The organism is Allobosea sp. 117 (genome assembly GCF_000702305.1).
Classification (GTDB): domain Bacteria; phylum Pseudomonadota; class Alphaproteobacteria; order Rhizobiales; family Xanthobacteraceae; genus Ancylobacter.
On the sequence record NZ_JNLC01000018.1, the window covers coordinates 70137 to 82609 of the forward strand.

Here is a 12473-nt window from a genome sequence, read left to right on the forward strand (position 1 = left end):
GTGGCCTCCCGCAATGAAAGACGATTGCCGGTTCACGCCTGCGACGTGCACAGGGCTTCGTCGACCTCGCCGCGCGCCTCGGCCGCGTCCTCGTCGCGACGCCTCAGGAAGACGAAGACGACGACCGCAGTGACGACCGTGATGGCGCTGAGCACGATCAGCAGCGTGGCGAAGGCGGCGCTGTAGCCCTGGATCAGGGCCGCCCGGCCGACCTCTGGCATGGCACTCGCGGCTCCCTCCAGGTCGCCGGTTGCCAGCCGCTGCGCGGCCTCATTGGTGGCGCCGCCTCCAGCCAGATGCCTCGCCGTCAGCCCCGAGAGCACGGCGCCGACCGCGGCGAGCGCGATCCCCTCGCCCGCGACGCGCGTGGTGCTGAAGATGCCGGTCGCCATGCCGGCGCGCTCCTTCGGCACGACGCTGACCGCGAGCCCGTCCATGAGCCCCCATGGCAGGCTGATACCGATGCCGATCAGCGCCATCGGCCACACCGCATCCGTGCTGTCGCCGACCGGCACGCCGCTCAGCCAGAACAGCCCAGCGGCCGAGATCAGCAGGCCGGCGCCGCAAATGGTCGCCGGCGCGAGCCACCGCGTCAGCATTCCGGCCGCCAGCGGCAGCACGAGCAGTGGCGCCGAAAGCGCGATCATCAACTGGCCGGCCGCGATCTCCCCCAGCTCTTCGATGCCGACGAAGCGGACCGGCAGCAGGATCAGAAGCACGACGAAGGCGTAGGCCGGCGCCGCCGCGAGCAGTTGCACCCCGACGAAGCGCGGATAGCGGAACAGCGTCAGGTCCAGCATCGGCCGGGCGACCCGATGCTCGATGATGGTGAAAACCATGAAAAAGACCAGCGATCCGAGCAACAGCCCGATCACGCCCGTATCGGACCAGCCGCGCTCCGGCGCCAGCAGCACCCCGTAGGTGAGAAGGGCGAGCGCCGCGGTGAAGCTGAGGGCGCCGGACCAGTCGAGGCCTGCAGCCTGCGGATCGCGGGATTCGCGAAGCACGCGAGCGCCGAGGACCACGGCGAGAGCGGCCAGCGCCACCACGATGCCGAAAATGCTGCGCCAGCCGAAAGCGTCGATCATCATTCCCGACGCGATCGGGCCAAACGCCAGGCCGACACCGAAGCTCGTGCCGACGACGCTGAAGGCCCGCACCCGCGCTAGCCCGTCGAACTCCTGGGCGAGCGCCGCCATGCCGCCGGAGAAGGCGGCCGCCGCCGCGATTCCCTGCGCCGCGCGGCCGAGATCGAACCAGAACAGGTCGGGCGCGAAGGCGAGCGCCGCCGACAGCAGCGCAAACAGGCCTGTACCCGTCAGGAAGACGCGCTTGCGGCCATAGGCGTCGGCGAGCGCGCCGGCTGCCATCAGGGTCGATCCGAATGTGAGCATGAAAGCGTTGGTGACCCAGTTGAGCGCGATCGGACTGCCGCCCAACGCCTTGCTGATCGACGGCAGGGCCACGGCCGCGCCGGTGAAGGTCAGCGGCATCGCCGCTGCGGCGAGACAGACCGAAAGAAGGATGAACGCCTGCCCGGCCGCGCCGGGCCGCTCGATGTCTTGCGTCATGGAAATCCTGCTTGCTGTTCGAAAAAGCGGCGCCCGGCCAGGCCGGCGCTCGGTTCGCTTCAGTCAGGATATTCAGGAAGCAATATCGGCCAATGCGCCGTATGATCCGAGTTTATCGGACAAAAAGGCTCGAATGAAATTCCAGGATCTTCGCCCGCATGGATCAGCTCAACGGCCTGATGGCGTTCGTCCGGACCGCCGATCTCGGCAGCTTCGTCGCCGCCGGACGGGTACTCGGCGTATCGGCCTCCGCGATCGGCAAGGCGGTGACCCGACTGGAGAAGGAGCTCGGTGTCCGGCTGTTTCAGCGCTCGACCCGAAGCCTGCGGCTGACCGAGGAAGGGCGCGCCTTCCATGAGCGCTGCCGGCGCATTCTCGACGAGCTGGACGATGCCCGCGCCATGCTCGCCCAGACCATGGAGCAGCCGCGCGGCCGATTGCGCGTCAGCGCGCCGATCGTCAGCTACCATTTCCTGTTGCCCGTGCTGCCGCGCTTCCTGGCGCGCTACCCGCAGATCGAGCTCGATCTCGATTTCAACGACCGGATAGTGGATATGATCGATGAGGGCATCGACGTCGCAATCCGCAGCGGCGAGTTGCCGGATTCGCGCCTGATGGCCCGAAGGCTGCGGCCGTTCCAGATGCTGCTCTGCGCCGCTCCCTCCTATCTGGCGCAGCACGGCACGCCGGCCTGCCCGCGTGATCTCGACCGCCACACGGGCATCCGCTTCCGCTATCCCAACAGCGGCAAGATCCAGTCCTGGCCCCTCCATCTGCCCGCCGGCGAGCGCGAGCTGCGCCCGCGCACGGTCATGACCTGCAACAACATGGAGGCGTTGCGGGGCGCCACCGTCGCCGGCCTCGGCATCGGATGCATGCCGGATTTCCTGGCACGCGAGCCGCTGGCCAGCGGGGCTCTCCGAACCGTCCTCGACGAATGGATCGACGCCCCGGGTCATTTCAGCCTGATCTGGCCCTCCAACCGCAATCTCTCGCCGAAGGTGCGGGTCTTCGTCGACTTCATCGGCGACACGCTGTTCTCGACACGCTGTGACGTCCTCTCCAGCGAAAACGACGACGCGGGTTGATCCGAGCGCTTCAGCCCCGCGCCGAAAGAGAAATCGAGAGGGCCGCAGTGCCCATCCGCCGTTGCCGGCCGATGAACAGCATCCATTCCTTGACATGCATTGCACGCACTTAGTGCACGCAAAATAATCATCACGATGCTGCACTCGGCATCCGAAGTCGCTGAGCGCGCGACCCCGATTTCGCTAACCAACTGATTTCACCCCGAAAACCATTTGCAGCCGCATCTGGCACGCACCATGCATATAATATCGCATGCACTTGATGCATGCGATATAACCCAGAAGCAGGAACAGACCCGATGCGCACTTCCTTTCCCATGGGCGACATCAGTCGCCGCTCCTTCCTGAAGGCCGGCGTCGCCGCCGGCGCGCTTGCCGCTACCTCCCGCTGGTCGCCGGCCGATGCCGACGATCCGAAGGTGCTCAATTATCTCTCCTGGCCGGGCAATGCCGACCCCTATCTCGTCGAGCAATTCGAGAAGGAGAACGGCGTCAAGATCCGGATCAAGGAATATGTCGGCGGCGACCAGATGCTCGCCGTCATCAACCAGTCGCCGCCCGGCTCGTTCGACGTGGTGCTGGCCGACGCCGAGTACATGCACTTGCTGCATGCAGCCGACTTCGTCGAGGAGCTCGATCCCGCCGACTACCCGCTGAAGGATTTCTGGCCGGAGTTCCAGAACTTCCCGCTGCACTGGTTCGACGGCAAGCTCTACGGCGTGATGACCGACTTCGGCTATCTCGGCCTGTCCTACAACACCAAGGAGTTCACGCCGAAGGAGGTCGCCTCCTACGCCGCCCTGTGGAGCGACAAGGCCAAGGGCAAGGTCGGCTTCTTCGACTGGTATCTGCCCTCCATGGGCTCGATCAGCCTGTCCAACGGCAATCGCCCGCCCTTCGACATCGACGAAGCGAAGTTCGAAGCCATGAAGGAGAAGCTGTTCTCGCTGAAGCCGCAGGCCTCGGGCTTCTACACCATCGCCGACATCTTCTCCTCGCTCACCAACGGCCGCGCCCAACTGGTGCCCGGCATCGGCGAGTGGATCACGCTCGGCCTGCGCATGAACGGCGTGCCGGTCGACACCATCATCCCGGAGGAAGGCGGCCTGCAATGGACCGAGTCGCTCTCCATCGTGAAGGGCACCCCGAAGCGCGATCTCGCCCGCAAGTTCATCCAGTACACCACCTCGCCGGAAGGCCAGGTGAAGATGGCGACCAAGGTCGACAACAAGAAGTCGATCCCCTCCATTGCCGGCTGGAAGCTGTTGAACCAGACCATGCCGAAGGAAGCCGAGATCCTGCGCATGACGCTCACCGGCCCGAACGTGATGGACGAGTACAAGGCGAAGAAGATCCAGTTCCGCCAGTTGCCCAAGCAGCAGGAGATCGCGGACTGGAACGACGCCTGGAGCGAGTTCAAGAGCCTCTGAAATCAACGCGAACGAAGGAGCCACGCCATGACGGCCGCCTCCGTGACGACGCGTGCCAGCGCCATCCGGCGCTGGTCCTGGCTGAGCAGGCCGCGCATGGCGGGGTCGCCCGCCGTGCTGCCGGCCATGCTCAGCCTGCCGGTAGTGCTGTGGCAGGCGGTGTTCTTCGCGGCGCCGCTGGTGTTCCTGGTCGTCGTGACCTTCTGGCAGGTCAGGTCATTCCGGCTGGAACCCGCCTTCGTTCTCGACAACTGGTCGCGGATCCTGTTCTCCGCGACCTTCCAGCGCGCCCTCCTGCACACCTTCGCTGTCGCCTCCACGACGACGGTGCTCGCGGTCGCGCTGGCCTTTCCCGCCGCCTACACCATCGCCTTCCGGCTCACCCCGCGGATGCGCGACCTCGCGGTCGCCTTCCTCATCGTGCCGATCTTCTCCAGCTACATGCTGCGCATCTATGCGTGGCAGATCGTGCTGAGCCCGGAGGGCATGGCCAACGCCGTGCTGGGGTCAATCGGCATCGGCCCGCTGCCGCTGCTGGGCGGTGCCTTCTCCCTGCAGGTAGGCCTGCTCACGCTGAGCCTGCCCATCGCCGTGCTGATCCTGGTGTTCGCGATGGCCGGCATCGACCGCACCCTCGTCGAGGCGGCGGAGAATCTCGGCTGCCGCCGCGGCCGGGTCATCCTCCATGTCGTCGTGCCTTCGGTGCGCCCGGCCATCGCGCTCGCCGCGACGACGAGCTTCCTGCTCGCCTTCGGCGACTACATCAGCCCGCTCTTCATGACCGGTTCCAAGCCGCCGACGCTCTCCATCCTGATCGTCGACACGGTGAAGTCCGGCTCGCAATGGCCGCGCGCCTCGGTCATCGGGGTCGCCATGCTGGTCATGCTGGCGCTGGCGCTCGGCCTCGGCCAGTGGCTGGCGCGCGGGCGGACGGCCCGCCGGGAGGACGCGCGATGAACGCCCGCCTCGCCACCCGCGTCTCGCGCCTCGCGCAATTCGGCTTTCTCGGCCTGCTCTTCCTCTTCATCGCGACGCCGATGCTGGTCATCGTCGTCTTCTCCTTCGACGCCAACCGCTTCCCTACCATCCCCTGGGGCGGCTTCAGCCTCGAATGGCACCGCGCGATCCTTGCCGATCCGATGATCCGCGACGCCTTCGTCAACAGCGTGCTGGTCGGCTGCGGCACGGCGGTGCTGTCCACCCTGCTCGGCTTTGCGGCGGCCTATCTCGACTTCCGCTACCGCTTCCGGCTGAAGCTGCCCTTCGTGCTGCTGGTTGCCGTGCCGCCGGCGGTGCCGGCCACCATCCTCGGCATGGCGATGCTCGCCTTCCTGTCACGGATCGGCCTGTTCGGACGGCTGGAGACGATCATGGCCTGCCATGTCGCCATCGCCACCTCCTTCTCCATGGCGCTGATAAGGCTGCGGCTGAACGACCTAAGCCGCGACCTCGAGCCGGCGGCGTGGAACCTCGGCGCCTCTCCGACGGCGGCTCTGGTCCATGTCGTCCTGCCGTTCTGCAAGCCGGCGCTCATCGCCTCGTTTTTCCTGTCGGCGGCGGTGTCGTTCGACGAGTTCCTGATCGCCTGGTTCGTCGGCGGCGTGCACGAGACGCTGCCGGTGCGCATCCTCAACCTGCTGCAGGGCCAGGTGAATCCGAAGATCAACGCGATCGGCGCGGTGGTGCTGGTCGTCAGCGTGGCGCTGGTGCTCATCGCCCAGCGCTTCACCGGCGTCCGGGCCGGACGCCGCAACCCGAACCCATGACGAGGGAGAACCCCATGCCGACGCCTTTCATCGCGCTCGACAAGCTCGACAAGCGCTATCCCGACCATCACGCCGTGAACGCCATCGACCTCGACATCGACGCCGGCGAGTTCATCGCCATCATGGGGCCTTCCGGCTGCGGCAAGTCCACGACGCTCCGGCTCATCGCCGGCCTCGACGAGCCGAGCGGCGGCGACATCCGCATCGGCGGCGACAGCATGCGCGGCGTACCCGCCTTCCAGCGCAACACCCCGATGGTGTGGCAGAGCCTCGCACTGTTCCCGTTCCTCACCGTGGCCGAGAACGTCGCCTTCCCGCTGCGCATGCAGAAGGTCGGCGCCGCCGAGCGGCGCAAGCGGTCGCTCGACTGGCTCGACAGGCTCGGCCTTGCCGGCATGGCCGGGCGCAACATCGCCCAGCTTTCCGGCGGGCAGCGCCAGCGCGTCGCCATCGCCCGCGCGCTGGTGACCGAGCCCTCCGTGCTGCTGCTCGACGAGCCGCTCTCGGCGCTCGATGCGCACTTACGCGTGCGCATGCAGACCGAGCTGTCGCGCCTGCACCGCGAGCTCGGCATCACCTTCGTCTACGTGACGCACGCCCAGTCGGAGGCCTTCGCGCTGGCCGACCGCATCGTCATCATGAGCGACGGCCACATCCAGCAGGTCGGACGACCACAGGACGTCTATCGCGCGCCGGCTAACGCCTTCGTCGCCGACTTCATGGGCATGAACAACCTGATCCGCGGCGAAGTGCGCGGCGGCGCCGACGGGCTGCTCGACGTCGGCAGCACACTGGGCGACTTCCGCGTGCCGAGCGATGCACTGAGGCCCGAAGGCAGCCGTGGCGACTTCGTCATCGCCGCCGACCGCATCGCGCTCGCGCCCGACACCGGAGGACCGGGCATCGCCGGCACGGTGCTCGGCCTCGAATTCGTCGGCTCGACGCAGACCGTGTTCGTCGAGATCGAGGACGGCGCGGAGTTCCGCGTGCAGAAGCAGCAGCACGAGATCGAGGCGCTGGATCTCGTTCCGGGCCGCCGCGTCCGGCTGAGCTGGGATCCGCGCCACGCCTGGCTGCTACCGCAGCCAGGTCCGATGCATTGATCCGGCTGCTGCCGCAAGCGGCCTGAACTTTCCAAGGAGGAGGCACAATGTACCGCGAAGACTTCATGCGCCGCGCGATCGAGATATCGCGCCGCGCGCTGACCGAGCCCGGCACTGAGCCGTTCGGCTGCATCGTCGTCAAGGACGGCGCCGTCGTCGGCGAGGGCCTGAACCACTCGCTCGCCCATTTCGACCCGACCTCGCATGGCGAGGTGGAGGCGATCCGCGACGCCTGCCGCCGGCTCCAGTGCGTCGACCTGTCGGGCTGCGACCTCTACACCTCGTGCGAGCCCTGCGCGATGTGCGTCGCCACCATGGAGGTCGCCGGCATCTCGAAGCTCTATTACGCCGCCTCGATGAGCCAGGCGGGGGCCGCCTTCGCCGCGCTCACCCGCGCCGAGCGCCATCCCATAGACGTCGTCGCGCTGCGCGCGGCCGCCGGCGCCCTTGTCGAGGACCGGGCGATGCCGTCACAGCAGGCGATGGATGCGGATGCGGTAGCGATTCTCGAAAACTGGGCACAGGCCCGGAAGACGGCCGCCGCTGGGGCGGCGGGCTGATACGGTTGCAGCACACGACAGGACAAGAGCATGAGCATCACGCGATCGAAGGGCGCCTCGCGCTCGGTCAATGACCCGACGGCGAAGGGGAAAGGTCCGCCTCCGGCCGAGGCCGGGACCGCGATGTCCCGCACCGAGGCGGTCCAGGAGGCGCTTCGGCAAGCCATCATCGAGCAGCGGCTCCAGCCCGGCGCCAAGCTTCCCGAGGACGCCATCGGCGACGCCTTCGGCACCAGCCGCACCATCGCCCGCGAGGCGCTCGGCCGTCTCGCCGTTGAAGGACTGGTGGAGTTGAAACCCAATCGCGGCGCCTTCGTCGCCAATCCCAGCCTCGACGAGGGGCGCGACGTGTTCGTCGTCCGCCGGGGCTTGGAGCGCATCGTCACCGAATGCCTCGCCGGCAGGCTGAAGGCCGAGGAGATCCGGGTCCTGCGCGACCATGTCGCCCGGGAACAGGAGGTCTCCGGCCATAACGAGGTGGAATCGATCCGCCTCGCCGGCGAATTCCATCTCCTTCTCGCCCGTCTGACCGGCAACCATGTGCTGGTGCGCTATGTGACCGAGGTGGTCTCGCGCTGCTCGCTCATCCTCGCCATGTATGGCCGCCCGCACTCCTCCGATTGCGGCGTGAGCGAGCATGGCGAGATCGTCGACGCGCTGATCGCCGGCGATGCCGCGCGCGCCTGCCATCTCATGGACCATCACCTCGCCGCCGTCGCCAGCCGCGCCCTCCTGCAGGAGAAGGCCGAGCGGGACATCCGCGACGTGCTCGCGCCCTATGCGGCGCGGATCAGGGGGGTCGGAGCATGACCGCGATCGCCGAGCCGGCGACGCAGTCCGTCGCCTTCGATTTCCGCGCGCTGAGCGAGCGCGAGCGCTACAAGCTGATGATCGGCACCATCGTGCCGCGCCCGATCGCGCTGGTCACCACCGTCGATCAGCAGGGGCGCGTGAACGCCGCTCCGTTCAGCTTCTTCAACTGCCTCTCGGCCGATCCGCCAATCCTGGCGCTCGGGGTGGAGAACCATGCCGACATGTCCTTCAAGGACACGGCGGCGAACATACGCCTCACCGAGGTATTCACCGTGAACATCGTCTCGCACGCCCTCGCCGAGGGCATGCATGTCTGCGCCGTCGAATTCCCTCCGGACACCGACGAGCTCGCCGCCGCCGGCTTCACCGCGGCGCCCGGCGTCAAGGTCGCCTCGCCCTGGATAAGGGAGGCGCCGGCCGCCTTCGAGTGCCGGCGCCATCTCACCTTGGAGCTCGGCAAGTCGCGCCAGATCATCCTGGGCGAGATCGTCTATGCGCATTACCGCGCCGACGTCGTCGATCCGGAGCGGCTGCGCGTCGATCCAGAGCGGCTCGATGCCATAGCGCGGCTCGGCGGCAGTACCTGCTCGACCATCCGCGACCGCTTCAACATGCCGACGCCGACGCTGGCGCAGTGGCAGGAGTTGTCGCGGGCCGGCGAGAGCGTCGACTAGCATCCGGCCCGCCCGGCCGGCGCGACAGGTGGCCGGCCGAAGCCGGCTGGTGCGGACGGCGGGACTCGAACCCGCAAGCCTTGCGGCGCAAGATTTTAAGTCTCGTGCGTCTACCGGTTTCGCCACGTCCGCATGCCGGCTCCGTCAGCTAATGCCGCCGATAAAGCCGGTCTCGTCGACAAAGATGTGCTCGGCCGCCGGCTTCGATGGCAGGCCGGGCATGGTGAGCACGTCGCCGCATAGCGCCACCACGAAGCCCGCGCCGGCCGAGAGCCGGACCTCGCGGATCGGCAGCACGAAACCCTCCGGCGCGCCGCGCTGCGTCGGATCGGCGGTGAAGCTGTACTGCGTCTTCGCCATGCAGATGGGCAGCGCGCCGAAGCCCTGCGCCTCGAACTCGGCGAGCTTCGTCAGCGCCGACGGCTCGAACGACACCGTCCCGGCGCGATAGATGCGCCGCGCGATGGTCTCGATCTTCTGCACCAGCGGCAGTTCATCGGCATAGAGCGGGCGATAGGCGGAAGGCAGGTCGGCGAGACGGATGACGTCCGCCGCGAGCCCCTCGGCGCCGGCCGAGCCGTTTGCCCAGTGGGTGCACAGATGCACGTCGGCGCCGACCGCGCGACACGCCGCCTCGACCGCCGCGACCTCGGCCGGCGTGTCGGCGGTGAAGCGGTTGATCGCCACCACCACCGGCACGCCGAACGACTTCATGTTGTCGATGTGCCGCACCAGGTTCGCGGCGCCGCCATTCACCGCGGTGACGTTCTCGATGCCGACGTCCTTGTAGGCGACGCCGCCATGCATCTTCAGCGCCCGCACCGTCGCCACGATGACGATCGCGGAGGGCTTGAGCCCCGCCTGCCGGCACTTGATGTCGAGGAATTTCTCGGCCCCGAGATCGGCGCCGAAGCCGGCCTCCGTCACCACATAGTCGGCGAGGCCGAGCGCGGCGCGGGTGGCGAACACCGAGTTGCAGCCATGCGCGATGTTCGCAAACGGCCCGCCATGCACCAGCGCCGGCGTGCCCTCCAGCGTCTGCACGAGGTTCGGCTGGAAGGCGTCGCGCAGCAGCGCCGTCATCGCCCCCGTCACCTGCAGGTCGGCGGCGGTGACCGGCTTGCGGGCGCGGGTCTGCGCCACCACCATGCGGCCGAGCCGCTCCTCGAGATCGGCCAGCGAGCGGGCGAGGCAGAAGATCGCCATCACCTCGCTGGCGACGGTGATGTCGAAGCCGTCCTCGCGCGGGAAACCGTTGCCCGGTCCGCCGAGGCCGACCGTCACGCGGCGCAGCGCCCGGTCGTTGAGGTCGACCACGCGGCGCCAGTTCACGCGCCGGACGTCGATGTCGAGCGCGTTGCCCCAGTAGATGTGATTGTCGATGGCGGCGGCGAGTAAATTGTGCGCGGCGCTGATGGCGTGGAAGTCGCCGGTGAAATGCAGGTTGATCTCCTGCATCGGCACGATCTGCGCCCGGCCGCCGCCGGTGGCGCCGCCCTTGGCGCCGAACACCGGGCCGAGGCTCGGCTCGCGCAGCGCGATCGCCACCTTCTTGCCGGCCCGCGCCAGAGCATCGGCGAGGCCGATGGTGGTGGTGGTCTTACCCTCGCCCGCCGGGGTCGGGTTGATGGCGGTGACGAGGATCAGCTTGCCCTTCGGGCTCGCCTCGGCGCGGCGGGCGAGATCGAGCGCGATCTTCGCCTTGTGCGGCCCGTAGCGGTAGAGCTCGTCGGAGGGGATGCCGAGCCTGGCGCCGATCGCCTCGATCGGCTGTGGGGTGATCGAAGCCGCGATGGCGGCGTCGCTGCCGGGATCGACTGTGCGCGCCGCGCTCTTCATGTGCTTCCCACTCCCGTCTCGACTGCCCGATGCATATCCGGGATCGGCACCGGCCTTCAAGGTGCTCCAAACGGTCGCGGAACCTATGGGCTATGGCCGCGCCGTGCGTTCGGCCAGCACGGCGGTGAGCAGCATGCCGCCGATGACGGCGAGATGTTCGATGGCGAAATAGAACTCCATCTGCGCCATCTGGCCTTCCATCGACCAGAAATGATGCGCGATCGGGATGGTCAGCAGCGTGAAGATTCCGAGCGCTCCGGCCCCCAGCCAGGTCGCCCGGTTGAGCAGGATGAGCACCGAGCCGGCAAGCTGGGTGATGATGGTGAGGACGGCGAACAGCCAGGGCGGGTTGAGCCCGAACTGCGCCATCTCCGCCTGCGCGCCGGCGAAGTCGACGAGCTTGGAAATGCCGCTGCCGAGGAACATGAAGACCAGCAGCAGGCGGCCCACGAAGGCGGTAACGGGCGAACGCAGGGTCGCGGAGATGATGGCGGGCGTCATGGCGGGTCGAGTGTCCTTGGAGGCCGAAAGCGACCCATCCGCATAGCCTGCGCCGAACGGCGTGGCGAGGCGCCGCGTGACGCCGTCCCCGGCTATTGCGTCTTGTCCCCGCCGCCCTCGTCGCTCGCCGCATCGTCGGCGGCGGCGCGCTCCTCGTCCTCGCGGGCCTGCCGCGCCTCGGCAATGAACTCGGCGGCACCCTTCTTCGCCTCGCGCACGGAATCGCCAAGCTCGCGGGTGTAGCGGTCGAGATCGAGCCGCAGCCCGCCGACCGAGGGCTTCTCGGTCTCCGAGGCATAGGCGACCATGCGCAGCGACAGGCCGATGTCGGAGATGAGCTGCGAGAGGAACCCGTCGCTCAGATCCTGGTCGTCGCCATACGCGAGGATCATGTCGTAGATGGCGAGGCGGTGGCTCTCATACACCTCCTCGAAATCGTCGAGGCCCTCGTCCTCGGGATCGTCGCCGCCGAATTCATCCTTGAAGCCAGCCATTTGCGCCTCACGCCACGCCGTCGCGGATCGGCGGCTGGAAGCTCAGCCCCATATCCCACGGAAAATAGATCCAGGTGTCCTGGCTCACCTCGGTGATGAAGGTGTCGATGATCGGCCGGCCGAGCGGCTTGGCGTAGACGGTGGCGAAATGCGCCTTCGGCAGCATCTCGCGCACCACGCTCGCCGTCTTACCGGTGTCGACGAGGTCGTCGATCACCAGGAGCCCCTGCCCGCCCGAGCCCGCCGCATCGGTCACCGCCTTGGCGATCGGCTTCAGGATCAGCGTGTCGCCCTGGGTCTGGTAGTCGTGATAGCTCGCCACGCACACCGTCTCGATCATTCGCACGCCCAGCTCGCGGGCGACGATGGCCGCCGGCACCAGCCCGCCGCGGGTGATGCAGACGATGCCCTCGAACGGCCCCGCGCCGGCGAGGCGCCAGGCAAGGGCGCGGGCGTCGCGGTGGAACTGGTCCCATGATACCGGGAAGGCTTTCTGCTGGCGCGTATCGGACATTTAAGGCGGCATCCTCGAAGGCATTGCGCGGCTGCGCGAGGCGCCATCATTAGCCGCTGCGCGCGGCCGGCTCCAGTGGGGCGAACACGCGGGTTCGATCAGCGCGACGAGAACCTGCGG

At 67.9% G+C, this 12473-nt stretch carries 13 protein-coding genes and 1 tRNA gene; 8 read left to right on the forward strand and 6 right to left on the reverse strand.

The features are described from left to right. Nucleotides 1–32: 32 nt before the first annotated feature. On the reverse strand, nt 33–1571 hold the full coding sequence (locus U742_RS0120330) for an MFS transporter (RefSeq protein ID WP_029356413.1): 1539 nt from the start codon (nt 1569–1571) through the stop codon (nt 33–35). A gap of 158 nt (nt 1572–1729) precedes the next feature. Between U742_RS0120330 and U742_RS0120335 the strand changes: the two genes are divergently transcribed. The 8 genes from U742_RS0120335 (at nt 1730) to U742_RS0120370 (ending at nt 9005) form a co-directional block, all read left to right on the forward strand. Next, nucleotides 1730–2659 carry a LysR family transcriptional regulator gene (locus U742_RS0120335; RefSeq protein WP_029356415.1) on the forward strand — a complete coding sequence of 310 codons (930 nt, stop codon included), beginning with the start codon at nt 1730–1732 and terminating at the stop codon, nt 2657–2659. Nucleotides 2660–2958: 299 nt separating this feature from the next. After that, nucleotides 2959–4089 (forward strand): ABC transporter substrate-binding protein, encoded by a 1131-nt coding sequence (locus U742_RS0120340; protein ID WP_029356417.1) that lies wholly within the window; start codon nt 2959–2961, stop codon nt 4087–4089. Nucleotides 4090–4116: 27 nt separating this feature from the next. Then, nucleotides 4117–5046, forward strand: a complete 930-nt coding sequence (locus U742_RS0120345; RefSeq protein WP_081853121.1) for an ABC transporter permease — start codon at nt 4117–4119, stop codon at nt 5044–5046. Then, nucleotides 5043–5855, forward strand: coding sequence for an ABC transporter permease (locus U742_RS0120350; protein ID WP_029356422.1), 813 nt, complete (start codon nt 5043–5045; stop codon nt 5853–5855). Before U742_RS0120345 ends, U742_RS0120350 begins: the two co-directional genes overlap by 4 nt. A 14-nt stretch (nt 5856–5869) precedes the next feature. Further along, on the forward strand, nt 5870–6958 hold the full coding sequence (locus U742_RS0120355; RefSeq protein ID WP_029356424.1) for an ABC transporter ATP-binding protein: 1089 nt from the start codon (nt 5870–5872) through the stop codon (nt 6956–6958). A 47-nt stretch (nt 6959–7005) separates the two neighbouring features. Continuing rightward, nucleotides 7006–7518, forward strand: a complete 513-nt coding sequence (locus tag U742_RS0120360) for a nucleoside deaminase (protein ID WP_029356427.1) — start codon at nt 7006–7008, stop codon at nt 7516–7518. Between the two features lie 123 nt (nt 7519–7641). After that, nucleotides 7642–8328 (forward strand): GntR family transcriptional regulator, encoded by a 687-nt coding sequence (locus U742_RS0120365; protein WP_029356429.1) that lies wholly within the window; start codon nt 7642–7644, stop codon nt 8326–8328. Beyond that, entirely contained in the window at nt 8325–9005 is a 681-nt protein-coding gene (locus tag U742_RS0120370) for a flavin reductase family protein (RefSeq protein WP_051661380.1), read from the forward strand. The genes U742_RS0120365 and U742_RS0120370 overlap by 4 nt, the downstream gene beginning before the upstream one ends. 47 nt (nt 9006–9052) lie before the next feature. Here the strand turns inward: U742_RS0120370 and U742_RS0120375 are convergent. The 5 genes from U742_RS0120375 to gpt all read right to left on the reverse strand — a co-directional run bounded on the left by U742_RS0120375 (nt 9053) and on the right by gpt (nt 12353). Next, nucleotides 9053–9137, reverse strand: a tRNA-Leu gene (locus U742_RS0120375). Between the two features lie 12 nt (nt 9138–9149). Then, nucleotides 9150–10844, reverse strand: a complete 1695-nt coding sequence (locus tag U742_RS0120380) for a formate--tetrahydrofolate ligase (protein WP_029356433.1) — start codon at nt 10842–10844, stop codon at nt 9150–9152. A 90-nt stretch (nt 10845–10934) separates the two neighbouring features. Further along, on the reverse strand, nt 10935–11345 hold the full coding sequence (locus tag U742_RS0120385; protein WP_029356435.1) for a DoxX family protein: 411 nt from the start codon (nt 11343–11345) through the stop codon (nt 10935–10937). 92 nt (nt 11346–11437) lie between these two features. Continuing rightward, nucleotides 11438–11839: a hypothetical protein gene (locus U742_RS0120390; protein ID WP_051661381.1), complete on the reverse strand. Its 402-nt coding sequence runs from the start codon at nt 11837–11839 to the stop codon at nt 11438–11440. 7 nt (nt 11840–11846) lie between these two features. After that, nucleotides 11847–12353 (reverse strand): xanthine phosphoribosyltransferase, encoded by a 507-nt coding sequence (gpt, locus tag U742_RS0120395; RefSeq protein ID WP_029356438.1) that lies wholly within the window; start codon nt 12351–12353, stop codon nt 11847–11849. Nucleotides 12354–12473: the final 120 nt, after the last annotated feature.

Coding starts and splice junctions, on each gene's coding strand:
- U742_RS0120330 (WP_029356413.1), bottom strand. CDS start 1,571: ATGACGCAAGACATCGAGCGGCCCGGCGCGGCCGGGCAGGCGTTCATC.
- U742_RS0120335 (WP_029356415.1), top strand. CDS start 1,730: ATGGATCAGCTCAACGGCCTGATGGCGTTCGTCCGGACCGCCGATCTC.
- U742_RS0120340 (WP_029356417.1), top strand. CDS start 2,959: ATGCGCACTTCCTTTCCCATGGGCGACATCAGTCGCCGCTCCTTCCTG.
- U742_RS0120345 (WP_081853121.1), top strand. CDS start 4,117: ATGACGGCCGCCTCCGTGACGACGCGTGCCAGCGCCATCCGGCGCTGG.
- U742_RS0120350 (WP_029356422.1), top strand. CDS start 5,043: ATGAACGCCCGCCTCGCCACCCGCGTCTCGCGCCTCGCGCAATTCGGC.
- U742_RS0120355 (WP_029356424.1), top strand. CDS start 5,870: ATGCCGACGCCTTTCATCGCGCTCGACAAGCTCGACAAGCGCTATCCC.
- U742_RS0120360 (WP_029356427.1), top strand. CDS start 7,006: ATGTACCGCGAAGACTTCATGCGCCGCGCGATCGAGATATCGCGCCGC.
- U742_RS0120365 (WP_029356429.1), top strand. CDS start 7,642: ATGTCCCGCACCGAGGCGGTCCAGGAGGCGCTTCGGCAAGCCATCATC.
- U742_RS0120370 (WP_051661380.1), top strand. CDS start 8,325: ATGACCGCGATCGCCGAGCCGGCGACGCAGTCCGTCGCCTTCGATTTC.
- U742_RS0120380 (WP_029356433.1), bottom strand. CDS start 10,844: ATGAAGAGCGCGGCGCGCACAGTCGATCCCGGCAGCGACGCCGCCATC.
- U742_RS0120385 (WP_029356435.1), bottom strand. CDS start 11,345: ATGACGCCCGCCATCATCTCCGCGACCCTGCGTTCGCCCGTTACCGCC.
- U742_RS0120390 (WP_051661381.1), bottom strand. CDS start 11,839: ATGGCTGGCTTCAAGGATGAATTCGGCGGCGACGATCCCGAGGACGAG.
- gpt (WP_029356438.1), bottom strand. CDS start 12,353: ATGTCCGATACGCGCCAGCAGAAAGCCTTCCCGGTATCATGGGACCAG.